The sequence below is a fragment of the Shinella sp. 1A1 genome, from assembly GCF_055379515.1.
On the sequence record NZ_AP039671.1, the window covers coordinates 3,021,115 to 3,045,138 of the forward strand.

The window sequence follows — 24,024 nt, forward strand, 5'->3', positions numbered from 1 at the left end:
CCCAGCCCGCGAAAAGACGGGCAGACCATGAGTCTCCGGCATGTCAGTCCGGTAACGGGACGATGACGTTTCACCCAAGCTTTGGTGACGGGAGGATGACGAGGGGCGCGTTCATGGTGCCGCGCTCTATCCGGCCTATCCGCAGCCCGCTCCCCCCTCTGCTTCGTCATAGCCGGGCCTGACCCGACCATCCATGCTCGGGTGCCGCCGCGGATCCTCGGGCCAAGCCCGAGGATGACGTCGGTGTGGAGGCACGGTCACGGCAGAAGTCGTGTAAGGCAGAGCGAGCGCCAGGCGCCGGCTCAGGCCGCCAGCCCCTTCTTCTCCAGCATGGCCTCCGGGCTCGGCAGCTTGCCGCGGAAGGCCTTGTAGGCGTCCTCCGGGTCGACTGAGCCGCCGACGGAGTAGATGTAGGTCTTCAGCCGCTCCGCCATGACCGGATTGAAGGCGTCGCCCGTTTCCGTGAAGGCGGAAAAGGCATCGGCGTCGAGCACTTCCGACCACATGTAGGAATAGTAGCCGGCCGAATAGCCGTCGCCCGAGAAGACATGCTGGAAATGCGGCGTCGCGTGACGCATGACGATGGACGCCGGCAGGCCGATCTTTTCCAGCACCTCCGCCTGCACCGCCATCGGGTCCTCGACGGGGCCGCGCGTATGGAACGCCATGTCGACCAGCGCCGAGGAGGTGAACTCCACCGTCGCGAAGCCCGAATTGAAGGTGCGGGCGGCCAGCACCTTGTCGAGCAGCGCCTGCGGCATCGCCTCGCCCGTCCGGTAATGTACGGCATAGCGTGTCAGCACTTCCGGCACCGTCAGCCAGTGCTCGTAGAGCTGCGACGGCAGCTCCACGAAATCGCGCGAGACGCCGGTGCCCGAGACGGAGGGATAGGTGACGTTGGAGAGCATGCCGTGCAGCGCATGGCCGAATTCGTGGAAGAGCGTGCGCGCATCGTCGAGCGACAGCAGCGCGGGCTTGCCTTCCGCGGGCTTGGCGAAATTGCAGACATTGTAGATGATCGGCAGTTCCCCGACAGCGCCGTTCGGCAGCGGCAGGCGATGCTGGCTCTGGTAGGAGCTCATCCATGCGCCGGAACGCTTGGAGGAGCGGGCGAAATAATCGCCGAGGAACATGGCGACCAGCCTGTCCTCCCGGTCTCGGATCTCGAAGACCCGCACATCGGGATGATAGACCGGCACGCCCTTCTGCTCGATGGCGCGGATGCCGAAGAGCCGCTCTGCAACGTCGAAGCAGGCCTCGATGACCTTTTCGAGCTGGAGATAGGGCTTCAGCTCCGCCTCGGAGAAATTGAATTTTTTCGCGCGCAGCTTTTCCGCATAGTAGCGCCAGTCCCAGGGCATGACCTCGTGGTTGCGGCCTTCCTCGGCGATCAGCGCGGCAAGCTCCGCCTCCTCCTCGCGCGCCCGCGCCACGGCCTTTTCCCAGACCTGCATCAGGAGCCCGTTCACCGCCTCCGGCGTCTTGGCCATGGTGTTGTCGAGCTTCAGGGCCGCGAAGTTCCCGTAGCCGAGCAGCCCGGCCTTTTCGGCCCTGAGCGCCAGCGTTTCCTTGACGATGCCGCGATTGTCCGTCTCGCCTGCATTCTCGCCGCGCGCCACCCAGGCCCGGAACGCCTGCTCGCGCAGGTCGCGGCGGGCGGAGAAGGTGAGGAACGGCTCGATGATCGAGCGCGACAGGGTGACGGCGTAGCGCCCATCCTCGCCGCGCTCGCGCGCCGCCGCCGCCATGGCATCCTTCAAGAAGTCCGGCAGACCATCGAGCGCCTCGCCCTCGTCGAGGACAAGCGCCCAGTTCTTCTCGTCGGCGAGCACGTTCTGGCCGAATTTCGCGCCGAGGCCGGCGAGCGTCTCGTTGATCGCCGAAAGCCGTTCCTGCCCGGATTTTTCGAGCTTGGCGCCCGATTTCAGGAAGCCCTTCCAGTGCCGTTCCAGCACGCGCACCTGCTCCAGCGAGAGATTCAGCCCGGCGCGGCTCTCCCACAGCGCATCGATGCGCTTGAAGAGCGCGGCATTGGTGCCGATCTTCGAATAATGCCGCGACATTTTCGGCGCGATGTCGCGTTCCAGGGCCTGGATCGTGTCGTTGGTATTGGCCCCGGCGCGGCTCCAGAAGAGTGCCGAGACGCGCGACAGCGCATCGCCGGCGATCTCCAGCGCGACGACGGTGTTCTCGAAGGTGGGGGCTTCCGGATCGTTGGCGATGGCGTCGATCTCCGCTTCGTGCGCCGCCAGCGCCGCATCGAAGCTTTCCGCGAAGGCCTCGTCCCTGACGAGGTCGAAACGCGGCAAGCCGCCCGGGCCGCTCCACTCGACAAGAGCAGGATCGATGCGCGTTTCGGTCATGGGTCGTCCTTTCCAGCAAATCACCGTGCGGCGAATATAGGAACGGACATGCCCCTTGGTACAGGGCACCGTCGCAAATTAGGGAACCGGATGCGCGCAGCCGCGTTCAGGCCGGTGCGGCACCCTGCCACTTGACGCGGACGGCGACTTCGGAGACAACAATCCCGACCCGCGGCCTTTTTGACATCGGTTGCCGCGGTGAACCCTGGTGCCGGGCCCCTCTGGCGAGAGTTTTTACGGCGCTCTCGTGATGTCGGTACCGCCAGCAATCAGCCGGCGGATTCATACGCACATGAACATCCTGACCATGCCTTACCCGCATGCCCGTCGTGGTATGCGCAATCTCACCTCCCGTACCTCCAGCCCGGAGGCGCTGACATGATCGGCAACGGCGAAGGAAAATCCACCCTTTCCTATCTCAAATGGGCGCTCATCGTCACCGCCCTCGGCCTTGCGCTCGGCGCCTGGCTCGGCTGGCAATCGACCGGAACGCTTTCCGGCATGGCGACCGTCTTCTTCATCTGCGCGGTTCTCGCGGTACTGGAGATCTCGCTCTCCTTCGACAATGCCATCGTAAACGCCAACAAGCTCAAGGACATGACGCCGGTCTGGCAGCACCGGTTCCTGACCTGGGGCATCGTGATCGCCGTCTTCGGCATGCGCATCGTCTTCCCGCTTCTGATCGTCGTCATCGCCGCCGGCATCGGCCCGATCGACGCCCTGGTCCTCGCGGCCCGGGAGCCGGCGGAATATGCCCGCATCATGAACGATGCGCACCTGCCCATCGCGGCCTTCGGCGGCACCTTCCTGATGATGGTCGGCCTCACCTACTTCTTCAACCATGAGAAGGACGTGCACTGGATCGGCTTCATCGAGAAGCACATGGCGCGCTCGGCGACCGTCAAGGGCATCGAGATCGCCTTCGTCCTCGCGCTGATCCTGATCTTCTCGAACCTGCTGGAGGGCGAGGCGGCCAATACCTTCGTGCATGCCGCGATCTACGGCCTTCTCACCTTCCTTGCGGTGGAAGTCGTCGGCGGCCTGCTCGATGCCTCGCAGAAGGCGATGTCGGAAGCGGCCAAGGGCGGCCTCGGCGCCTTCATCTATCTCGAAGTGCTCGATGCCAGCTTCTCCTTCGACGGCGTGATCGGCGCCTTCGCGCTGACGCAGAACCTCTTCGTCATCGCCATCGGCCTCGGCATCGGCGCCATGTATGTACGCTCGATGACCATCATGCTCGTCGACAAGGGCACGCTCGCCGAATACCGCTACCTGGAGCATGGCGCGTTCTACGCGATCCTGATCCTGTCGGTGGTGATGTACTGCCAGACGCTGGTGCACATCCCCGAGGTCATCACGGGTCTCGGCGGCGCAACGCTCATCGGCATCTCGCTCTGGTCCTCGATCCGCTACAACCGGCGCGAACAGGCGCTGGAACGCCGCGAGGCCGACCATGTGGCGGACGGCCTCGGCAAGAACGCCTGACGCCTGCGGCCGGCCGCCGAAAGCGGCCGGCTCACTATTCCCAGGACGAACGCAGCCCCAAATACAGAAGGCCCGCCGATCTTCCGACCGGCGGGCCTTTTCATTCAGGAAATTTTCTCTCCCGCGTCAGACGCGCGGGAAGTCGGCGGGGTTGATGCCGAGGGTCTTCAGGTCGCGTTCCTTCGGGCGGCGGTGGCCCTCTACGGCCGCGGCGGCTGCGTGGGCAGCGCTCAGTACGGCGAAGGCCCGGCCGAAGAAGCCCTGGGCGAAGGAGTTGCGGAGGGTGGTCATTGGAATGCTCGCTTTCTGTTCTAGCTTACGGATGGAAGATGATGCTTCAGGCCCGAAAGTACAAGCGACGGAATCTCAGCCCAGCCATGCAACGGATGCAGGCCGGAAACGAGGTTTCCGGCCTGCAATATTTCCGCTCTTCGAAGAAGAACGTCAGTCTTCGTTGGCGGCGAACTGCGAAAGGACTTCGCCCTTGCCGCGCGCCCGCAGGATAAGCGGGACGATGACGGCGAGGAAGGCGAGGCCGAACAGCACGGCGGCGATGGGCGACATGAAAAGCACCGTCACGTCGCCCTGGCTGATGGCCAGCGCGCGGCGCAACTGCTGCTCTGCCATCGGCCCGAGGATGAGCCCCACCACGACAGGCGCGATCGGATAGCCGAAGAGCCGCATGGCAAAGCCCAGCAGACCGAAGACCAGCAGCATGCCGAGTTCGAAGACAGACGGATTGGCGCCGATGGTACCGAGCGTCGCGAAGAGCAGGATGCCGGCATAGAGCCAGGGCTTGGGGATCGTCAGCAGCTTCACCCAGAGGCCGATCAGCGGCAGGTTCAGCACCAGCAGCATGAAATTGGCGATGAGCAGGCTGGCGATGAGGCCCCAGACGAGCTGCGGATTGGTCGCGAACAGCAGCGGTCCCGGCTGGAGGCCGTATTGCTGGAAGCCGGCGAGCATGATGGCCGCCGTCGCCGTCGTCGGCAGGCCGAGCGAGAGCAGCGGTACAAGCGTGCCGGCCGCCGACGCGTTGTTGGCCGCCTCCGGCCCCGCCACGCCCTCGATGGCGCCCTTGCCGAACTCGTCCTTGTGGGCGGAGAACTGCTTTTCCGCCGAATAGGAGAGGAAGCTGGCGATATCGGCGCCGCCAGCCGGCATCGCGCCGATCGGGAAGCCGATCACGGTGCCGCGCAGCCACGGCTTCCACGAGCGCGCCCAGTCCTGCGCGTTCATCCAGACAGAGCCCTTCACCGCCTCCACCTTCTCGGGGATGCGGTCGCCCTGGCAGGCGACGTAGAGCGTCTCGCCGATGGCGAACATGGCGACGGCGAGCGTCGTCACCTCGATGCCGTCGAGAAGGTCGGGAACGCCGAAGGAAAGCCGCGCCTGGCCGGTCTGCTGGTCGATGCCGATAATGGCAAGGCCGAGGCCGACGAAGAGGGCGGTGAGGCCACGTAGCGTCGAATCGCCGAAGGCGGCCGAGACGGTCACGAAGGCGAGCACCATCAGCGCGAAATATTCGCGCGGCCCGAAGGAGAGCGCGAACTTCACGACGAAGGGCGCGATGAAGGCAAGGCCGAGCGTGGCTATGAGGCCGGCGACGAAGGAGCCGATGGCGGCTGTGGCGAGCGCCGGCCCGCCGCGCCCGGCCCGGGCCATCTTGTTGCCCTCGAGCGCGGTGACGACGGAAGCGCTTTCGCCCGGCGTGTTGAGCAGGATCGAAGTCGTCGAGCCGCCATACATGCCGCCGTAATAGATGCCGGCGAACATGATGAGCGAGCCCGCCGGATCGAGCTTGTAGGTGACGGGCAGGAGCAGCGCCACGGTGAGCGCCGGCCCGATGCCCGGCAGCACGCCGACGGCCGTGCCGAGCGTGACGCCGATCAGCGCATAGAGCAGGTTCATCGGCTGGGCGGCGACGACGAGGCCCTGGAGCAGGAATTCGAATGTACCCATCGTCAGCTCCTCAGAAGAACAAGTGCTCGAGCAGTCCCGCGGGCAGCGAGAGTTGCAGGAAGCGGCCGAAGATGATGAAGACGACGAAGCTGATGGCGATGCCGAGAGGCAGGGAGATCCAGAGCTTGCGTCGGCCGAAGCCGAAGGCCGTCAGCGCGAACAGCACGCCCGTCGCGATGGAAAAGCCCGCCGTCTTGAGCAGCAGCATCTGCCCGGCAAGCCCCGCGACGATCCAGACGACCGGCTGGATCTCGACGGGCTCGCGCTCCGGGAAATCGCCGCGCCAGGCCTCGAAGCCCGTCCAGACGGCGAGCAGCGCCAGCCCGAGGGCGATGACATGCGGCACCGTCGCGGGGCCGATGCGCGAATAGTTGGTCATCTCCGCAAGCCGCCCCGCATCCCACCAGATGATGCCGGCAAGGATGAAGAGGACGGGAGCGATGACCAGCGCCGCCCTGTCGGGGCGGCGCGCTTCACGGGAGGATGGAACCTCGCTCATTTGACGAGCCCGATATCCTTGAGGATGCTTTCCGTCGCGGCGACATCCTTGTCGAGCTGCGCCTTGAAGGCATCGCCGGCGAGATAGGTGTCCTGCCAGCCCTTGGTCTTCAGGACGTCCTTCCAGGAGGCGGAGGTCGCCATCTTCTCGATGTCACCATTGATCGAGGCAACTTGCTCGTCCGAAAGGCCTGGCGCGGCGGCGATCATGCGCCAGTTCTCGACCACGACGTCGAGGCCGCTTTCTTTGATGGTCGGCGCGTCGATGCCCTCGATGCGCTCGCCGCTGGAAATGGCGATCAGGCGCAGCGTGCCGGCCTTTACCTGGGCCTCGAACTCGCCGTAGCCGGAAATGCCCGCCGTCACCTGGTTGCCGAGGATCGCGGCAAGCGCCTCGCCGCCGCCGGCATAGGCGACATAGTTGATCTTGGTCGGGTCGACGCCCGCCGCCTTGGCGATGAGGCCGGCCGTGATGTGGTCCGTGCCGCCGGCCGAGCCGCCCGCCCAGGAGACCGCGCCGGGATCGGCCTTCAGCGCCTTGACGAGGTCTTCCATGTTCTGGATCGGCGAGGCGGCCGGAACGACGATCGCCTCGTATTCACCGGTAAGCCGCGCGATAGGCGTCACGTCCTTGAGGGTGACCGGCGACTGGTTGGTGAGGATCGCGCCGACCATCACGTAGCCGCCGACGATGAGGGCGTTCGGATTGCCGGAATTCTGGCTGGCGAACTGGGCAAGGCCGATCGTGCCGCCGGCGCCCGGAACGTTGACCACCTGCACGCTGCCGGCGATCTTCTCGTCCTGAAGAACCGTCTGGATCGACCGGGCCGTCTGGTCCCAGCCGCCGCCGGGGCCGGCGGGCGCGATGATCGAATAATCCGCGGCGAAGGCCGGAAGCGCCATGGCGCCGGCGATCAGGGATGCCAGGAAGAAATGTTTCAAGGGTCTGTCCTCCGTCAGGCGCGGGCTCACCCGCGCATCGTTGCCTGTGGCGGGAGGACAGAGCCGCCATGACGACGCGAGCCGCCTTTCGGCGAGCACGGCTGTGGCAGAATTCTCCTCCCGGTCTTCCGTCCGCCTCCACGGACGATGAAGACCCCCAAGCGACCACAGAAAGCTGTCATTTACCTGACATGGCGGCGGAACGGCCGGCTACTGGTTGCGCAGGACCTCGTTCCAGCGCGCGATCAGCCGGGCGCGCTTGACCTGGTCGAGATAGACCATGAGGCCGGGGCTGACCGGCACCGGCTTCAGCTGTGCGCCGAGCAGCGCGTTCATCGTGCGCGCCGTGTTGGAGCCCGAGACCTCGGGGCTGACGGCAGCGATCTGCAATTCGCGCGACAGGATCTCCTGCCCCTCCTTCGACATGAAGAAGGCGAGATAGCGCCGGCCAAGCTCCGGCGAGGCGGCAGCCTGCGGCACCAGCCCGATGCGCGACATGACGACGGTATAGTCCTTCGGCAGCACGATCCCGACATCCGGGTGCCGCGAGGCCCAGTCCGCCGCATAGGAGCCGAGGATGTTGTAGCCGAGCACGAAGCGCCCGTCGGCGACGCGCTCCAGGATCGCCGAACTGGTCGAATAGAGCTTCACGCCCGCCGCGCCCATCGCTTGGATCACAGTCCAGATATCGCCGAACTGCTCCTGGTCGCGCGCCATGAAGAGGAAGCCGACGCCGGAGCGCTCGATGTCGTAGGTGCCGATGCGGCCATAGACCTTCTCGCCCTGCCGCTTGAGGTAGTCGACGAACTCGGCACGCGAGGCCGGCGGCCTGCCGCCCTTGAAGCTCGGCTTGTGATAGACGAAGACGGCGGGCTCGAAGGTCAGCGCATAGGCGGTGTTGCGCCAGTTGGCCCATTGGGGCCAACGGTCGCTCATCGGCAGGTCGCTGCGCTGCGCGTAGCCGTCATTGCTGAGCTTGACTTGCAGGTCCATCGCCGAAGAGAAGGCGAAGTCGGCGGTCTTCCGCCCGGCATCCGTCTCGCTGACGATGCGGTCATGCACCTCGCCGGTCAGCATCTCCTCGTAGCGCACCGCCACGTCCGGATTGGCCTTCTGGAAGCCATCGATCATCGGCCGGGCGAGCGGCTCATCGAGCGAGGAATAGACGACGAGGACGGGCGCGTCCGCATTGCCGTCGCGCGCCGCGAAGAAGGCCGGCTCGGCAAGAACGGGCGAAGTGGCCGCCAGAAGCGCAAGAAGGGTGAGGACAAGACGCATCGCATGACCTTGCCAAAGCAGACGCCCGTTCACAAGAGCGCCCGCCGCCGCTAAATTCGCCCTGGGAGGACGAAGACGTGCGCATTCTACTGGTCGAGGACAACGAAGCCCTGGCGGACGGCCTTTCCGCCATCCTCAAGGGCACCGGCCATGCGGTGGACGTGGTGCGCGACGGCGCTTCGGCCGACGCAGCCATCGCGTCGGAGAATTTCGACCTCGTCATCCTCGATCTGACGCTGCCGGAAATGGACGGGCTCGACGTGCTGCGCGCCATGCGCGCCCGCTCCAGCAAGGCGGCCGTGTTGATCCTGACAGCGCGCGGCGCGCCGGAAGAGCGGGTGCGCGGCCTCGATCTCGGCGCCGACGACTACATGATCAAGCCGTTCGACATCTCCGAATTCGAGGCGCGCGTGCGCATGCTGCTGCGCCGGCAGGCGGGGCTGCGCTCCTCCGCCATCGCCTTCGGCGGCATCGCGCTCGACCTCAATTCCCGCACCTTCTCGGCGGAGGGCGTGCCGCTCGACATTCCCGCCCGCGAACTCGGCCTTCTCGAAATCCTCTTCATGCGCGCCGGCAAGGTGGTCGCCAAGGAAGCCATCATGCAGTCGCTCGCCGCCTTCGACGACGACCTGTCGGCCAATGCCATCGAGCAATATGTCAGCCGGCTCAGGAAGCGCCTCGCCCCTCACGGCCTCACCGTGCGCACCGCCCGCGGCATCGGCTACTATCTCGACAAGGCGGCGGCCGCTTGACGCTCCTTCCCGCCGCCTCCCTTCGCCGCCGCCTCCTCCTCTGGCTGCTCGTCTCGACGGCGGTGATCGGCGTCGTCGCCCTCGTCGACACCTATAACGAGGCGGTGACGACGGCGAACAACGTCTCCGACCGGGTGCTCGCCGGCTCGGCGCTCGCCATCGCCGAGCGCGTCGTGGTGACGGAAAACGGCGCGCTGGAGGTCGATATCCCCTATGTCGCGCTGGAAATGCTGACCTCGGCCGCGCAGGACCGCGTCTTCTACCGCGTCGACGGCCCGCCCGGCCGCTTCATCACCGGCTACCAGACCCTGCCGACCATCGCCGAGATGGGCGGCCGGTCGATCGGTTTTGCGGATGCGACCTTCCGCGGCGAGCCGATCCGCATCGCCGTGCTCCAGCGCTCCGCCTCCACCGGCATCAATTCCGTGCCCTTCGCCGTGACCGTCGCCGAAACCACCATCGCCCGCCGCCAGCTGACGCAGACGATCCTCCTGCGCTCGGCGCTGCGCCTTGCCATGATGATCGCAGGCGCCGCCGCCATCGTCTGGATCGCCGTCACGGTATCGCTGCGCCCGCTCTATCGGCTCGGCGACGCCATCGCCGAGCGCAGCCCGAACGACCTGCACCCCATCGAGCAACGCGCGCCGAGCGAGGTGCAGGGCCTCGTCGACACGGTCAACTCCTTCATGGTGCGCCTGCAATCGGCGCTCGACGCACTGCGCCACTTCTCCGGCAATGCCAGCCACCAGCTCCGCACGCCGCTCGCCATCATCCGCACCCAGCTCGCGCTGGCAGGCCGCGCGGCGACGCTGGAGGAGGCGCAGGAGGCCGCGCGCAAGGGGGACGCCGCCGTCGCCCATGCCGAGCGCATCCTCGCCCAGCTCCTGCTGATGGCGAAGATCGACGCCGCCGGCTCCAACGAACCGCAGACGCTCGCCGCCGTCGACATCGCCGCCCTCGCCCAGCAGCTCACCGCCGACCGCGTGCCCGCCGCCGCCGAGGCCGGCATCGACCTCGGCTACGAAGGCGACGGCCCGGCCTTCGCCCGCGTCGAGCCGCTGCTGTTCGGCGAATTGCTGCGCAACCTCGTGGAGAACGCCATCGCCTATGCCGGCCGCGGCGCGGAGGTGACGGTGAGCGTGCGGCAGGGAAGGGATGCGGTGTGCCTCACGGTCGAGGACAACGGCCCCGGCATCCCGCCGGAGCGCCGCACGCTCGCGCGCCAGCGGTTCGCGCGCGGCGAACATCGCGATGCGCCCGGCATGGGCCTCGGCCTGCCGATTGTCGAGGAGATCGCCGCGCTGTTCGATGCGGCAATGTCACTGGAGAGCGGCCCGGCCGGCCGCGGGCTTCGCGTGGCGATCCGCTTCCCGGCGGCCGGTTAAGGCTTGCGCCAGCCGAGAAGGCCGGGCGCGGCGTGCCAGATGGCCTGCACGGCAAAGCCCATGAAGAGCAGGCCCGACATGCGCACGATGGCAAGCTCGTGACGGCGGTAGAACCGGCGCACCAGGCTCGCGCCGATGATCACGACGAGAACGCCGTCCGCCAGCAGGAAGCCGACGAGCGAGGCGCTGAGGAGGAGCGGCAGCGCCTGGAAGTCCAGCGCGTTCGAGGAACTGGCGAGCAGCGCCGTGAAGGTCGCGAGCGCCACGGGATAGCCCTTGGGATTGGTGAGACCGAAGATCAGGCCACGACGCAGCGGCCGCTCGACCGTCAGCATCGACGCGCCGTCCGAGCGCTTGCTCGCCCGCAGCGCCGACCAGCCGAGCCAGGCGAGATAGAAGCCGCAGAAGAGCCCGAGCACGTCAAAGACCGTGGTGCCGATGGTCTTCGCCCCGACGATGGCGACGAGTGCGAGGCTGGACCAGACCATGTCGCCGGCAAGATGGCCGCCGAGGAAGAGCGCGCCTGCCTTGCGTCCCTGCCCTGCGCCGATGCCGAGCAGCGCGAGGAACGCCGGCCCGGGGATGAGCACATAGAGCAGGGCAGCCATGAAGGCGCCGAATAGCATGGAACCGGTCATCAGGAATTCCCTCGAATTTCAAGCATTTCAGTCTGCCGCACGGCTTTCGTCAAGGTGGGTCGGCGGGCATTTTTTCACCGTGCAGGGCAGCCATGCATTGCCGCCGCAGCTCGGCGGTTGTCCATTGCCGCGTCAGCCAGTAAGGAAAGCTTACAATAGCCAGAAAGTCATCATGTCCACGCGCCCCGATCCCGATGCCCTCGGTTTCGTCCTTATCGACGTTGCCCGCATGCTGCGTAGCGCCTTCGAGCGCCGCATCGCCACCGCCGGCCTCGGCCTCACGCCGGGCGAGGCCCGCACGCTGGTGCGCATCGCCACGCTGGAAGGCAGCCGCCAGCTCGAGATCGCCCAGCAGATGGGCATCGAGCCGATGACGCTCTCCACCTATCTCGACCGCCTCCAGAGCCTCGGTTTCATCGAGCGCCGGGCCGACCCGGCCGACCGCCGCGCCAAGCTGATCCACACGACGCCGGCCGCCGCCGAGGTCATCGCCCGCATCCGCGTCGAGCAGATCGAGCTGATGCGGCTGGTGACGGATGGCATCGGCGAGGAAGATCTTTCGCTGATGCGTGCGCGCATGAAGCATCTGCGCGCCAACCTTTCGGCCCTCGAGGAAGGCGGCGGCGCCCCTTCCCTCGCCAGTCAGGCGATCCGCTAGAACGGCGAATTCCAGACGAAAAACCCGCCGCCGTTCCCGGCAGCGGGTTTCCTTCACGATGCGAGACCGCTCAGCCGCGCTTGTTGCGGGCAGCGAGCGTGCGCAGGCGCAATGCGTTCAGCTTGATGAAGCCGGCGGCGTCCTTCTGGTCGTAGGCGCCCTGGTCGTCCTCGAAGGTGACGAGCTTGTCGGAATAGAGCGACTTCGGCGATTCGCGGCCGGTGACCATGACATTGCCCTTGTAGAGCTTCAGCGTCACTTCACCCTCGACATGCTCCTGGCTCCGGTCGATCGCGGCCTGCAGCATCTCGCGCTCCGGCGAGAACCAGAAGCCGTAATAGATGAGCTCGGCATAGCGCGGCATCAGCTCGTCCTTGAGGTGGGCGGCGCCGCGGTCGAGCGTGATGCTCTCGATGGCGCGGTGCGCGGCGAGCAGGATCGTGCCGCCGGGCGTCTCGTAGACGCCGCGCGACTTCATGCCGACGAAGCGGTTTTCCACGAGGTCGAGGCGGCCGATGCCGTTGTCGCGGCCGTAGTTGTTGAGCGTCGCCAGGATCGTCGCCGGCGACATGCGCACGCCGTTGATCGAGACGGCATCGCCCCGCTCGAAACCGACCTTGATGACGGTCGCCTTGTCGGGCGCCGTTTCCGGCGAGATGGTGCGCATATGCACGTATTCCGGCGCCTCGACGGCCGGGTCTTCCAGCACCTTGCCCTCGGAGGAGGAGTGCAGGAGGTTCGCGTCGACCGAGAACGGCGCTTCGCCCTTCTTGTCCTTGGCGACCGGGATCTGGTGCTGCTCGGCGAATTCGAGCAGATGCGTGCGGCTCTTGAACGACCAGTCGCGCCACGGCGCGATGATCTTGATGTCCGGGTTCAGCGCATAGGCCGAAAGCTCGAAGCGGACCTGGTCGTTGCCCTTGCCGGTCGCGCCGTGCGCGATGGCGTCGGCGCCGGTCTTGGCGGCGATCTCGATGAGGTGCTTGGAGATCAGCGGGCGGGCGATGGAGGTGCCGAGCAGGTAGACGCCCTCATAGACCGCATTGGCGCGGAACATCGGGAAGACGAAATCGCGCACGAATTCCTCGCGCACATCCTCGATGAAGATTTCCTTGATGCCGAGCATCTCGGCCTTCTTGCGCGCCGGCTCCAGCTCTTCGCCCTGGCCGAGGTCGGCCGTGAAGGTCACGACTTCCGCGCCGAGTTCCGTCTGAAGCCACTTCAGGATGATCGAGGTATCGAGGCCGCCGGAATAGGCGAGCACGACTTTCTTCACGTCTTTATGTGATGCCATGATGATGAGGTCCGTTGCATGAAGGGCCGCAGCAAACCCGCGAAAGCCCGGTGTCGCGGCACTTTTAGCGAGATTGGCGCGCGGCGCAAGGGCAAGGCCCGGCGCATCGTGACGCAAAGCGGGTTTGACGGCGCCGCGCGCCTCCCCATATTCCGGGAAAGTGGACCATGGAAGGGGACGATCCCATGACGACCATCGAGGATATCATCAAACCCGCCAATGTCGCCGTCATCACCGGCGGCGCCTCCGGCATCGGGCTTGCCGCCGCAAGGCGCTTCGCCGAGGCCGGCATGTGCGTGGCGCTCGCCGACCGCAACGCCGACCAGCTCGGCGAGGCCCGCGCCGAACTCGAAGCCATTGCCGGCGAGGCGAATGTCATGGCCGTCGAGACCGACGTCGCCCACCGGCACGAGCTGGAAGCGCTGGAACGCGCCGTTCTCCAGCGCTTCGGCCGCGTGCATGTGCTGATGAACAATGCCGGCATCCAGCCGGACACCTCCATCTTCAGCACTGAAGCCAACTGGGACCATATTCTCGCGGTCAACCTGATGGGCGTCATCCACGGCACGCAGGTCTTCGGTCCGAACATGCTGGCCCATGGCGAGCCCGGCCTCATCGTCAATACCGGCTCCAAGCAGGGCATCACCACGCCGCCCGGCAATCCGGCCTACAATGTCTCGAAAGCCGGCGTGAAGGTCTTCACCGAAGCGCTCCAGCACGAATTGCGCAACACCGCGGGGGCGAAGGTTTCCGCCCATCTGCTGATCCCCGGCTTCGTCTTCACCGCCCTGACGAAGGGCGAGCGCACGGAAAAACCCGACGCCGCCTGGACGCCGGCCCAGACCGTCGACTTCATGCTGGAAAGCCTTGCGCGCGGCGACTTCTACATCCTCTGCCCGGACAACGACGTCGCCCGCGCCCTCGACGAGCGCCGCATGGCCTGGGCGATGGGCGACGTCATCGAGAACCGCCCGCCGCTCTCGCGCTGGCATCCGGATTACGCGGAGAAATTCAAGGCCTTCGCCGAGCGCCCCTGAGAGCGTTTCGGCTGGCAATTTTCCGAAAGGCGGATAAGAGTCGCCTCATTCCGCCTTCCAGAGGATCGCCATGGACTTCGTGCCCGCGCTTGCGACGCTCATCACCTTCGCGGCGACGACATTGCTTCTGGCCGCCACGCCCGGCCCGGACATGACGCTTTCGATCAGCCGCGCCCTGTCGCAGGGCCGCGGCCCGGCGCTCTACGTGGTGCTCGGCACCTGCCTCGGCATCCTCGTGCACACGCTGCTCGTCGCCTTCGGCATCTCGGCTCTCATCGCCGCCTCGCCGACGACCTTCACCATCCTGAAGAGCGGCGGCGCGGCCTATCTGCTGTGGCTCGCCATACAGGCGATCCGCCACGGCACCAGCCTGACGATCAAGGCGGCGGACAGCCCGCGCGGCACCGCGCTCGCCAGCATCTCCACCGGCTTCTGGGTGAACCTGCTCAATCCGAAAGTCGTCATCTTCTTCGTGACGTTCCTGCCGCAGTTCGTCAGCGCCGGCGATCCCCATGTCACGGGCAAGCTGGTCTTCCTCGGCCTGTTCTTCATCGCCGTCGGCATACCCGTCAACATCGCGGTGATCCTTGCCGCCGACCGGCTCGCCGGCTGGCTGCAGCGGAATCCGAAGGCGTTGCGCGGCCTCGACTATACCTTCGCCGGCGTCTTCTCGGTCTTCGCCGTCAAGATCTTCCTCACGCAGGCGCGATAGGAAGCGTCAGCCGATCAGCAGCGCATCGTCGTCGAGCGTCTGGCCGCGCATCTTGCGGAACATGGCGATCAGGTCCTCGACCTCGAGATTCTTGCGGTTGTCGCCGGCGACGTCGAGCATGATCTCGCCGCCATGCAGCATGACGGTGCGGTGGCCGTAGTCGAGCGCCTGGCGCATCGAATGCGTCACCATCAGCGTCGTCAGCTTGCGCTCGGAGACGATCTTCTGGGTGAGGGTCATGATGAATTCGGCCATGCCCGGATCGAGTGCGGCGGTGTGCTCGTCGAGCAGCAGCACGTCGGAGCCGGCGAGCGTCGCCATGACGAGCGAGACCGCCTGCCGCTGGCCGCCGGACAGAAGGTCCATCCGGTCGCGCATGCGGTTCTCGAGCCCGAGATTGAGCTCGGCGATGCGCTCACGAAAATGCGCGCGGCGCTGCGGCCCGAGGGCCGAGGAAAGGCCGCGCCGTTCGCCGCGACGGGCAGCGAGCGCAAGGTTCTCCTCGATGGAGAGCGCGCCGCAGCTGCCGGTCAGCGGATCCTGGAAGACGCGGGCGACGCGGCCCGCGCGCGCGGCGGTGCCCTGCCGGGTGACGTCGGTGGTGCCGATCTTCACCTGGCCTTCGCTGGCGATGACGTCGCCGGCAAGAACACCGAGCAGCGTCGACTTGCCGGCGCCGTTCGAGCCGATGACGGTGACGAACTGACCTTGATCGATGGTGAGGCTGACGCCGTTCAGCGCCTGCTTCTGCAGCGGCGTGCCCTTGCCGAAGACGACCTTGATATCGGAAACGGAGATCATCAGGCGGCTCCCCCGCGGCGAAGGCGCGGCAGAACGAGCGCCACGGTGACGAGCAGGGCCGTCACGAAGTTGAGGTCCGAGGCCTGCAGGCCGAGCACGTCGGAAGAGAGCGCGAGCTGGATGGCGATGCGGTAGAGGATCGAGCCGATGACGCAGCCGATCAAGGCCATCAGGATCCCGCGTGCGCCGAACAGCGTCTCGCCGATGATGACGGCAGCAAGGCCGACGACGATGGTGCCGACGCCGGACGTGACGTCGGCAAAGCCGTTGGTCTGCGCGAAGAGCGCACCGCCGAGGGCGACCAGCGCGTTGGAGAGCGCGATGCCGAGATAGATCTGCTTGTTGGTGTTGACGCCCTGCGCGCGGGCCATGCGGGCATTCGCCCCCGTCGCGCGCATCGAAAGGCCGGCATCGCTTTCGAGGAAGCGCCAGACGAGGAAGACCGCGACGACGACGAGGATGCCGACGAAGAGCGGCCGCACGTAAAAGTCCCTGAGGCCGAGGCCGAAGAAGGGGCTGATCATCGTGTCGGCATTGATGAGCGCGACATTCGGCTTGCCCATGACGCGCAGGTTCACCGAGAAGAGCGCGATCATGGTGAGGATCGAGGCGAGCAGGTTGAGGATGCGGAAGCGCACGTTCAGCATGGCTGTCACGAGGCCGGCGACCGCGCCCGCCACCATGGCGACGGCGGCGGCGAGCCAGGGATTGAGGCCGGCGATGATCAGCACGGCCGTGACGGCCGCGCCGAGCGGAAACGATCCGTCAACGGTCAGGTCCGGAAAATCCAGCACGCGGAAGGCAAGGTAAACGCCGATCGCGACGAAGGCATAGACCAGCCCCAGTTCGACGGCACCCCAGAAGGCAATCAGGCTCACGGCTCTCGGCTTTCCTTGTTCCCCCTCCGCCTCTCGCGGATGGGTCTTTCTAACAGATCAACCGCTGCCGGGCGATCCGGCAGCGGTTGATTCCGGTTGGCAATGTCCGGGAAATCCCGGATTATTCGATCACGCGGGTTGCGCGGCCGACGACGGCTTCCGGAAGGGTAACGCCCATCTTGGCGGCGGCGCCCTTGTTGATGACGAGGTCGGTGCCGGCGGCAACCTTCACGGCGATGTCGCCGGGCTTCTCGCCCTTGAGGATACGCACGACCACTTCACCGGTCTGACGGCCGACATCCTTGTAGTTGAAGCCGAGCGCCGCGACGGCACCGCGCGAGACGGAATCCGTGTCGGCGGTGAAGAGCGGGAGCTTGGCTTCCTCGGCAACCGCGACCGCGCCTTCGAGGGCGGAGATGATCGTATTGTCCGTCGGGACGTAGATCGCGTCGGCGCGGCCGACCAGCGCACGGGCAGCGCCCTGAACTTCGGCGGACTTGGTGGCAGCGGATTCGACGACCGTCAGGCCAGCCTTTTCGGCTTCGGCCTTCAGCACGGCGAGCAGCGAGACGGAATTCGCCTCGCCCGAATTGTAGAGGTAGCCGATGGTCTTCACGTTGGGCAGGATTTCCTTGATCAGCGCCAGATGCTCGGCGACCGGCGACAGGTCGGAAAGGCCGGTGACGTTACCGCCCGGCTTGTCCATGTCCTTGACGAGCTGCGCGCCGACCGGATCGGAGACGGCGGTGAAGACGACCGGGATGTCCTTCGTCGCGGAAACGACGGCCTGGGCCGAGGGCGTGGAGATCGGCACGATGACGCTCGGATTGTCGCCGACGAACTGGCGGGCGATCTGCGCGGCGGTCGCGGGGTTGCCCTGCGCCGACTCGTAGATGAACTTCAGGTTCTCGCCTTCCTTGTAGCCGGCCGCTTCCAGCGCTTCCTTCACGCCGTCGCGGGCGGCGTCGAGCGCGGGATGTTCGACGATGGCGGTGACGGCAACCGTAACGTCTTCGGCCTTGGCGGGCAGCGCAAGTGCGAGCGTTGCAGCGGCGGCAAGCAGAATATGGCGCATGAAAATCCTCCCTAGAATGATTTTAGGCCGTTTCTAGGCAAAACGGCCGTTCAAATCAATTCTTGGAATCGGTTGGGCCGATCATATTTTCTGATGGAGGGTGCGCTCAGGGCCGAGCCGGGAGGCATACCCTCTCATCCGACCCTTTCGGACCACCTTCTCCTCGAGGGAAGATGGGAACCGCCGCCGCCGCAGCCCCCTTCTCCCCGCCGGGGAGAAGGCGCCGGCAGGCGGATGAGGGGCGCCGTCAGTCGTCCTCGCCGTGGCCGACGATCATCATGGCCTCGAAGGCCATGCGCTCGACCTTGCGCATGCGCTCGGATTCCGACTTGAGCTGGCCGCAAGCGGCCAGAATGTCGCGACCGCGCGGGGTGCGGATCGGCGAGGCGTAGCCGGCCTGGTTGATGAAGTCGGCGAAACGCTCGATCTGCTCCCAGTCGGAACACTGGTAGTTCGTGCCCGGCCAGGGATTGAAGGGGATGAGGTTGATCTTCGCCGGAATGCCCTTGAGGAGCTGCACCAGCAGCTTGGCGTCCTCCAGCGTGTCGTTGACGTCCTTCAGCATCACATATTCGAAGGTGATGCGCCGCGCGTTCGACAGGCTCGGATAGGCGCGGCAGGCGTCGAGCAGTTCCTTCAGCGGATACTTCTTGTTGATCGGCACCAGCATGTCGCGCAACTCGTCGCGCACCGCATGCAGCGAGATCGCCAGCATGACGCCGATCTCCGAGCCGGTGCGGTAGATTTCCGGCACGATGCCCGACGTCGACAGCGTGACGCGCCGCTTGGAGAGCGACAAGCCGTCGCCGTCGGTGGCGATGAGGAGCGCCGTCTTGACGCTCTCGAAATTGTAGAGCGGCTCGCCCATGCCCATCATGACGATATTGGAGACCTTGCGGCCTTCCGCCGGCACGATGGCGCCGGCCGGCGTGTCGCGGTCCGGGAAGTCGCCGAGCCGGTCGCGGGCAAGCAGCAGCTGCGAGAGGATTTCCTCGGCCGTCAGGTTGCGCACCAGCTTCTGCGTGCCGGTGTGGCAGAAGGAACAGGTGAGCGTGCAGCCGACCTGGCTGGAGATGCAGAGCGTGCCGCGGCCCTCTTCGGGAATATAGACGGTCTCGATCTCGACCGGCCGGCCGGCGCCGCGCGCGGGAAAGCGCAGCAACCACTTGCGCGTGCCGTCATTGGAGATCTGCTCGTCGACGATCTCGGGACGGGCGATGGTGAAATGCGTCTTCAGCATTTCGCGCATGTCCTTGGAGACATTCGTCATGTCGTCGAAATCGGAGACGCCGCGCACATAGAGCCAGTGCCAGAGCTGGCTGACGCGCATCTTCACCTGCCGCTCGGCAACGCCCTTCTCGACGAGCGCGCGACCCATATCCTCGCGCGAAAGGCCGATCAGCGTCGGCTTTTCGGCGGCCGGGATGTTGCGGACGACCGGCGCCTTGACGGGCTCGGCCGTGTTGAGAAAGTCCATGCTTGCCATCGGGTCATCCTCAAGAACAGGAAGCGCCTGCGCAGGCTTCCTGCGCCGCAAGCGGTCCATGCTCGACTGAAGTTCAGCGGACCTTTCGGCGCCGACAGGTGCGGCGGAGGCCCAGTTGCGGGCCCTTTAGCATTGTTCCGGCGGAAAGTCACCTGTCCTGCAAAAGCAAAGGGCCGGCATTTCTGCCGGCCCTTCGTATCGGGAAGAAAGCGCCGCGATCAGCGGCAGCCCTCGATCTGCTTCAGCGCCGCCGAGATGCCGGAGAGCGAATAGGAATAGGAGGTGCCGGTGCCGCGGCGCGACTTGGCCTGCACCGTCATCGACTTGCCGCCCTTCATGGCCGCCACGAGCGCCGGCTCCTCGGCGGCGTTCTCCACCCAGGCCGAGTTGCCCTTGGTGAACATGACGAAGGTGCGGTTGTCGATCACGACATTGACCTTGGAGTTTTCCTGCAGCGGATAGCCCATCATCGCCTGCGGCTCGTAGCTGATGTTCTGGCCCGGGCGCTGCGAGACGAGGAAGAACACGTCGCCATGGTCGACGCCGGCAGGGTTCTTCTCCTTGGGAACGGAAAGGACGTAGCAGACCTTGCCGCCCTTTGCCTGGTAGGAATAGGCGCCCCAGGCATTGAACTGCTGAATGCGCGTCGGCGTCTGGGCCGAGGCAACGCCTGCGGTCATAAGAACGAGGGCGAGTGCGGTTGCGAGCTTTCTTACGAACATGTTTTCCTGCCGGTTGTCTTGCCATTGATTTCCGGCCGAAAGCCCGAGCCTTCGATACCGGTGTCGGCCACGCATGATGACGATTTGATTTATTTTGACTTAATTCAGGTTACCAAACCGTCAACATACGCTCATTTTAAGAAGGTCATCCGCGCCGCACCGGGACAAGATTGCGTCGAATCTCCGCCGCTGCCTTCCTGCGGAAAGCGGGCGTGCCCAGTCCCGATTTGGTGAGATAGAACCCGTCGAAAGGCCTAAAGGCACAAGGAATAGGGCAAGAATTTGACCCGAATCGGACAAGCCCGCCTAACCCGCGGGTTGCATGTCCGGCTCGTCCGCAAGCGCCTTGTCGGCGGCGGCATAATGGTCCTCGCGAATATGGCCGCGGATCGCCGCAAAGGCCGCCGTCAGCACGGCGATGTCGTCGGAAAAGCCGACGAGCACGAAGAAATCCGGGATGCCGTCGAGCGGCAGGACGAAATAGGCGAGCGCGGCGAGCAGGATGCCGCGGACCTTCGTCGGCGTGCGGGGATCGAGCGCGCAATAGTAGGATGCGACGAGATCGCGGGAAAACGGCACATAGCGCATCGCGCGCTTGAGGACCGGCCAGAACCGCTTCCGGACGCGCTCGCTCTGGCGCTCCTGTTCGGCCTCGTCTCCGGGCAGGAGGATTTCACCGATCTTCACGTCATCCATGCAGGGCCTCCTTCAGGCGGCGATGCCGGCCTCGAACGGGTGGAAAATCGTCCGGCGGAATTCATATGGGAATGCGATAACGTCCCTTCAACTCTTCGTGCGAAGCGCGGCCGCGGCCTCCATCGCCGAGGCGAGCTTGAAATCGAGCTCCGTCAGGCCGCCCGCATCGTGGTTGGTGAGCCGCACCTCGACGCGGTTATAGACGTTGAACCATTCGGGATGATGATTGAACTTCTCCGCCGCCAGCGCCCCCTCGGTCATGAAGCCGAAGGCCTCGCGAAAATTGCGGAATTTGTAACGCTTCTCGATGGCGATGCCGTCGTCCGAGCGCGTCCAGCCGTCGAGCGATGCCAGCGCCTCGGAAATCGCCGCCTCGCCGAGCTTTTCCTGTTTCATCGCACGTCCTCCTTGGCCGATCGACATGGAAACGGCGCCCGAAGGCGCCGTGTTCCGCTTTGGCAGGCGTCAGACGAAGAACTGGCCGCCATTCGCCGAAATGGTCGAGCCGGTGATGAAGCCGGCATCGTCCGAGGCGAGGAAGACGACCACGCGGGCGATCTCCTCCGGCTCGCCGAGGCGCCCGACGGGAATGAGCGGGATGATCCGCTCGTTCAGCACCTTTTCGGGGATGGCGCGCACCATCTCCGTGCCGATATAGCCGGGGCAGATGGCGTTGACGGTGATGCCCTTGGCCGCGCCCTCCTGCGCCAGCGCCTTGGTGAAGCCGAGATCGCCGGCCTTGGCGGCGGAATAGTTCGCCTGGCCCATCTGGCCCTTCTGGCCGTTGATCGAGGAGATGTTGATGACGCGGCCGAAATTGCGGTCGCGCATGCCCGACCACACCGGATGGGTCATGTTGAACAGGCCGGTGAGGTTGGTGTTGACGACGGCGCCCCACTGGTCGGGCGTCATCTTGTGGAACATGGCATCGCGGGTGATGCCCGCATTGTTGACGAGCACGTCGACCGGGCCGAGATCGGCCTCGACCCTTGCGATCCCCTCCGCGCAGGATTCGTAGCTCGAGACATCCCATTTGTAGACCGGGATGCCCGTTTCCGCCTTGAAGGCGTTGGCGGCATCGTCGTTGCCGGCGTAGTTCGCAGCCACCTTGTATCCCGCGGCCTTCAGCGCGACCGAAATGGCTGCGCCGATGCCCCGCGATCCTCCCGTAACCAATGCTACCCTGCTCATGTGGCTCACTCCCCTTGGGCTGTTTTATGAGTCGACCCGTCGCCCCGCCGGCGGCGGGTCATGGCAAAGCAACTTGCAAGCGGATGCTTACATGCGCTCAACGCACATCGCCACGCCCATGCCGCCGCCGATGCACAGCGTGGCAAGGCCCTTCGAGGCGCCGCGGCGCTTCATCTCGAAGAGGAGCGTGTTGAGGATGCGGGCGCCGGACGCACCGATCGGATGACCGATGGCGATGGCGCCGCCGTTGACGTTGACGATGGACGGATCCCAGCCGAGATCCTTGTTGACGGCGCAGGCCTGGGCCGCGAAGGCTTCGTTGGCTTCGACGAGGTCGAGGTCGCCGATCTTCCAGCCGGCCCTTTCGAGCGCCTTGCGGGAGGCCGGGATCGGGCCCGTGCCCATGATCTTCGGATCGACGCCGGCCGTCGCCCAGGAGACGATGCGGGCGAGCGGCTGGATGCCGCGGCGCGAGGCTTCCGCTTCGCTCATGAGAAGGGCGGCGGCCGCGCCGTCGTTGAGACCGGAGGCGTTGGCCGCCGTCACCGTGCCCTCCTTGTCGAAGGCCGGGCGCAGCTTGGCCATGGAGTCGAGCGTCGCGCCGTGGCGGATATATTCGTCGGCATCGACCGTCACGTCACCCTTGCGGGTCTTGACGATGAAGGGGACGATCTCGTCCCTGAAGCGGCCCTCCTTCTGGGCGGCCTCGGCTTTGTTCTGCGAGGCGACGGCGAAGGTGTCCTGCTCGTCGCGCGAGAGCTGCCACTGCTTGGCGACGTTCTCGGCGGTGATGCCCATGTGGTAGCCGTAGAAGGCATCCGTCAGGCCGTCCTTGATCATCGTGTCGATCATCTTGAAGTCGCCCATCTTCACGCCGCCGCGCAGATGCGCGCAGTGCGGCGCCATGGACATGGATTCCATGCCGCCGGCGACGATGATGCTCGCATCGCCCGTGGCGATCTGCTGCATGCCGAGCGCGACGGCGCGCAGGCCCGAGCCGCAGAGCTGGTTCATGCCCCAGGCGGTGGCTTCCTGCGGCAGGCCGGCCTTCATGGCGGCCTGGCGGGCCGGGTTCTGGCCTTCGCCGGCCGGCAGAACCTGGCCGAGGATCACCTCGTTCACCTCGCCCACTGCCACGCCCGCGCGCTCCAGAACCGCCGAGATCACGGTCGCGCCCAGTTCGTGGGCGGGCGTGTTGGCGAAGGCTCCGTTGAAGGAACCGACCGCGGTGCGGGCGGCGCTGGCGATGACGATGGACGGGGTGCTCATGGTATGATTCCTCAGTTCTGACGGCCATGCGGCCGGCCTTGGAACCGGGCCGGCGCACGAACGGCGCGAGCCCGGCGGTTCTCCCGAAATCAAAACTGGCAAAGCGAGACAGGAGAGTCAAACGGGATATCCGATGCCGCTAAAATTTCATGGAGGGCGGGGTGCAGCATGAAAATCCATGTTGCGCAGCATCGCTCGCCGCATCGCACAATTCGATTGTCACGGCGCCGCTTTTTGCCGATACTCGCCGAAACCAAAAAAGAAACAGGAATACGGGGATGAGGAGACCCTAATGGCCAGGAACGACGGTCAGATCGTCATCAAGAAATACGCGAACCGCCGCCTCTACAACACCGGCACGAGCACCTATGTCACTCTCGACGATCTCGCGGTCATGGTGAAGAAGGGCGAGGACTTCACCGTGCAGGACGCCAAGTCGGGCGAGGACATCACCCATTCCGTGCTGACCCAGATCATCTTCGAACAGGAATCCAAGACGGGCAACACGCTGCTGCCCATCTCCTTCCTGCGCCAGCTCATCTCCTACTACGGAGACCAGATGCAGATGGTGGTGCCGAGCTATCTCGAGCACTCCATGCAGGCCTTCACGGAACAGCAGACGCAGATGCGCGAGCAGATCAACAAGACCTTCGGCGACACGCCGCTCGGCAAGAACCTGCAGGTGCCGATGCAGATCGTCGAGGAGACGGTGCGGCGTAATACGGAGATGTTCCAGCAGGCGATGAAGATGTTCTCGCCCTTCGCCAATGCGACGCCGCCCAAGGAAACCCGCAAGGCCGAAGCCAAGGACCTCGACGAGCTCAAGGAGCAGCTTCGCGCGCTCCAGACCAAGCTCGACAATCTCGGCTGATGAAATTTGACCGGCGCGGGGCTTCCCGCGC

24 protein-coding genes are annotated in these 24,024 nt (G+C 65.7%); 7 read left to right on the top strand and 17 right to left on the bottom strand.

Annotated features, from left to right (window positions below; all coding sequences use genetic code 11):
* Positions 1–302: 302 nt before the first annotated feature.
* Positions 303–2,363: a M3 family metallopeptidase gene (locus ACZ48C_RS14790; RefSeq protein WP_464781569.1), complete on the bottom strand. Its 2,061-nt coding sequence runs from the start codon at positions 2,361–2,363 to the stop codon at positions 303–305.
* A gap of 378 nt (positions 2,364–2,741) precedes the next feature.
* Here ACZ48C_RS14790 and ACZ48C_RS14795 point away from each other — a divergent pair, with 378 nt between their 5' ends.
* Entirely contained in the window at positions 2,742–3,848 is a 1,107-nt protein-coding gene (locus ACZ48C_RS14795) for a DUF475 domain-containing protein (RefSeq protein ID WP_464781570.1), read from the top strand.
* A gap of 126 nt (positions 3,849–3,974) precedes the next feature.
* Here ACZ48C_RS14795 and ACZ48C_RS14800 read toward each other — a convergent pair whose 3' ends face one another.
* From ACZ48C_RS14800 to ACZ48C_RS14820, 5 genes are all read right to left on the bottom strand, one after another.
* Positions 3,975–4,139, bottom strand: coding sequence for a hypothetical protein (locus tag ACZ48C_RS14800; protein ID WP_162911546.1), 165 nt, complete (start codon positions 4,137–4,139; stop codon positions 3,975–3,977).
* A 153-nt stretch (positions 4,140–4,292) separates the two neighbouring features.
* Positions 4,293–5,810, bottom strand: a complete 1,518-nt coding sequence (locus ACZ48C_RS14805) for a tripartite tricarboxylate transporter permease (RefSeq protein ID WP_119259020.1) — start codon at positions 5,808–5,810, stop codon at positions 4,293–4,295.
* Positions 5,811–5,820: 10 nt separating this feature from the next.
* Entirely contained in the window at positions 5,821–6,309 is a 489-nt protein-coding gene (locus ACZ48C_RS14810; RefSeq protein WP_424549497.1) for a tripartite tricarboxylate transporter TctB family protein, read from the bottom strand.
* Positions 6,306–7,250 carry a Bug family tripartite tricarboxylate transporter substrate binding protein gene (locus tag ACZ48C_RS14815; protein ID WP_464781571.1) on the bottom strand — a complete coding sequence of 315 codons (945 nt, stop codon included), beginning with the start codon at positions 7,248–7,250 and terminating at the stop codon, positions 6,306–6,308. The genes ACZ48C_RS14810 and ACZ48C_RS14815 overlap by 4 nt, the downstream gene beginning before the upstream one ends.
* A gap of 210 nt (positions 7,251–7,460) precedes the next feature.
* Positions 7,461–8,528 carry an ABC transporter substrate-binding protein gene (locus tag ACZ48C_RS14820; protein WP_464781572.1) on the bottom strand — a complete coding sequence of 356 codons (1,068 nt, stop codon included), beginning with the start codon at positions 8,526–8,528 and terminating at the stop codon, positions 7,461–7,463.
* 77 nt (positions 8,529–8,605) lie between these two features.
* Here ACZ48C_RS14820 and ACZ48C_RS14825 point away from each other — a divergent pair, with 77 nt between their 5' ends.
* Together ACZ48C_RS14825 and ACZ48C_RS14830 are read left to right on the top strand one after the other, a co-directional pair.
* Complete coding sequence (locus tag ACZ48C_RS14825) at positions 8,606–9,280, top strand: response regulator (protein ID WP_234187436.1); 675 nt, start codon at positions 8,606–8,608, stop codon at positions 9,278–9,280.
* The gene (locus tag ACZ48C_RS14830; protein WP_464781573.1) at positions 9,277–10,665 is read left to right on the top strand and encodes a sensor histidine kinase; all 1,389 of its coding nucleotides are present in this window, start codon (positions 9,277–9,279) and stop codon (positions 10,663–10,665) included. The genes ACZ48C_RS14825 and ACZ48C_RS14830 overlap by 4 nt, the downstream gene beginning before the upstream one ends.
* On the opposite strand, the gene ACZ48C_RS14835 is transcribed toward ACZ48C_RS14830, so the two are convergent.
* Positions 10,662–11,303, bottom strand: coding sequence for a LysE family translocator (locus tag ACZ48C_RS14835; protein ID WP_119259026.1), 642 nt, complete (start codon positions 11,301–11,303; stop codon positions 10,662–10,664). The genes ACZ48C_RS14830 and ACZ48C_RS14835 overlap by 4 nt on opposite strands.
* 172 nt (positions 11,304–11,475) lie before the next feature.
* Between ACZ48C_RS14835 and ACZ48C_RS14840 the strand changes: the two genes are divergently transcribed.
* Complete coding sequence (locus ACZ48C_RS14840; protein WP_119259027.1) at positions 11,476–11,961, top strand: MarR family winged helix-turn-helix transcriptional regulator; 486 nt, start codon at positions 11,476–11,478, stop codon at positions 11,959–11,961.
* Between the two features lie 70 nt (positions 11,962–12,031).
* Here the strand turns inward: ACZ48C_RS14840 and ACZ48C_RS14845 are convergent, their stop codons facing one another.
* Positions 12,032–13,255 carry an argininosuccinate synthase gene (locus ACZ48C_RS14845; protein ID WP_119259047.1) on the bottom strand — a complete coding sequence of 408 codons (1,224 nt, stop codon included), beginning with the start codon at positions 13,253–13,255 and terminating at the stop codon, positions 12,032–12,034.
* Positions 13,256–13,440: 185 nt separating this feature from the next.
* On the opposite strand from ACZ48C_RS14845, the gene ACZ48C_RS14850 reads away from it, so the two are divergent.
* Positions 13,441–14,292 (top strand): SDR family NAD(P)-dependent oxidoreductase, encoded by an 852-nt coding sequence (locus ACZ48C_RS14850; RefSeq protein ID WP_464781574.1) that lies wholly within the window; start codon positions 13,441–13,443, stop codon positions 14,290–14,292.
* Positions 14,293–14,362: 70 nt separating this feature from the next.
* Positions 14,363–15,004, top strand: coding sequence for a LysE family translocator (locus ACZ48C_RS14855; protein WP_318910203.1), 642 nt, complete (start codon positions 14,363–14,365; stop codon positions 15,002–15,004).
* 6 nt (positions 15,005–15,010) lie between these two features.
* Here ACZ48C_RS14855 and ACZ48C_RS14860 read toward each other — a convergent pair whose 3' ends face one another.
* From ACZ48C_RS14860 to ACZ48C_RS14900, 9 genes are all read right to left on the bottom strand, one after another.
* On the bottom strand, positions 15,011–15,805 hold the full coding sequence (locus ACZ48C_RS14860) for an ABC transporter ATP-binding protein (protein ID WP_464781575.1): 795 nt from the start codon (positions 15,803–15,805) through the stop codon (positions 15,011–15,013).
* A complete protein-coding gene (locus ACZ48C_RS14865; RefSeq protein ID WP_119259030.1) occupies positions 15,805–16,683 on the bottom strand; it encodes an ABC transporter permease in 879 nt (292 codons plus the stop codon). Before ACZ48C_RS14865 ends, ACZ48C_RS14860 begins: the two co-directional genes overlap by 1 nt.
* A 121-nt stretch (positions 16,684–16,804) precedes the next feature.
* Positions 16,805–17,758, bottom strand: coding sequence for an ABC transporter substrate-binding protein (locus tag ACZ48C_RS14870; RefSeq protein ID WP_424549490.1), 954 nt, complete (start codon positions 17,756–17,758; stop codon positions 16,805–16,807).
* A gap of 247 nt (positions 17,759–18,005) precedes the next feature.
* Entirely contained in the window at positions 18,006–19,235 is a 1,230-nt protein-coding gene (rlmN, locus tag ACZ48C_RS14875) for a dual-specificity RNA methyltransferase RlmN (protein WP_424549525.1), read from the bottom strand.
* A 227-nt stretch (positions 19,236–19,462) separates the two neighbouring features.
* Positions 19,463–19,966 (bottom strand): invasion associated locus B family protein, encoded by a 504-nt coding sequence (locus ACZ48C_RS14880; protein WP_119259033.1) that lies wholly within the window; start codon positions 19,964–19,966, stop codon positions 19,463–19,465.
* Between the two features lie 306 nt (positions 19,967–20,272).
* Entirely contained in the window at positions 20,273–20,662 is a 390-nt protein-coding gene (locus ACZ48C_RS14885; protein WP_119259034.1) for a YkvA family protein, read from the bottom strand.
* An 87-nt stretch (positions 20,663–20,749) separates the two neighbouring features.
* A complete protein-coding gene (locus ACZ48C_RS14890; protein ID WP_119259035.1) occupies positions 20,750–21,058 on the bottom strand; it encodes a 4a-hydroxytetrahydrobiopterin dehydratase in 309 nt (102 codons plus the stop codon).
* 69 nt (positions 21,059–21,127) lie between these two features.
* Entirely contained in the window at positions 21,128–21,853 is a 726-nt protein-coding gene (gene phbB / locus ACZ48C_RS14895; protein ID WP_119259036.1) for a beta-ketoacyl-ACP reductase, read from the bottom strand.
* An 87-nt stretch (positions 21,854–21,940) separates the two neighbouring features.
* Positions 21,941–23,122, bottom strand: a complete 1,182-nt coding sequence (locus ACZ48C_RS14900; RefSeq protein WP_463620481.1) for an acetyl-CoA C-acetyltransferase — start codon at positions 23,120–23,122, stop codon at positions 21,941–21,943.
* 292 nt (positions 23,123–23,414) lie between these two features.
* Here ACZ48C_RS14900 and phaR point away from each other — a divergent pair, with 292 nt between their 5' ends.
* Positions 23,415–23,993 (top strand): polyhydroxyalkanoate synthesis repressor PhaR, encoded by a 579-nt coding sequence (phaR, locus tag ACZ48C_RS14905; protein WP_119259038.1) that lies wholly within the window; start codon positions 23,415–23,417, stop codon positions 23,991–23,993.
* The last annotated feature ends 31 nt before the right edge of the window (positions 23,994–24,024 follow it).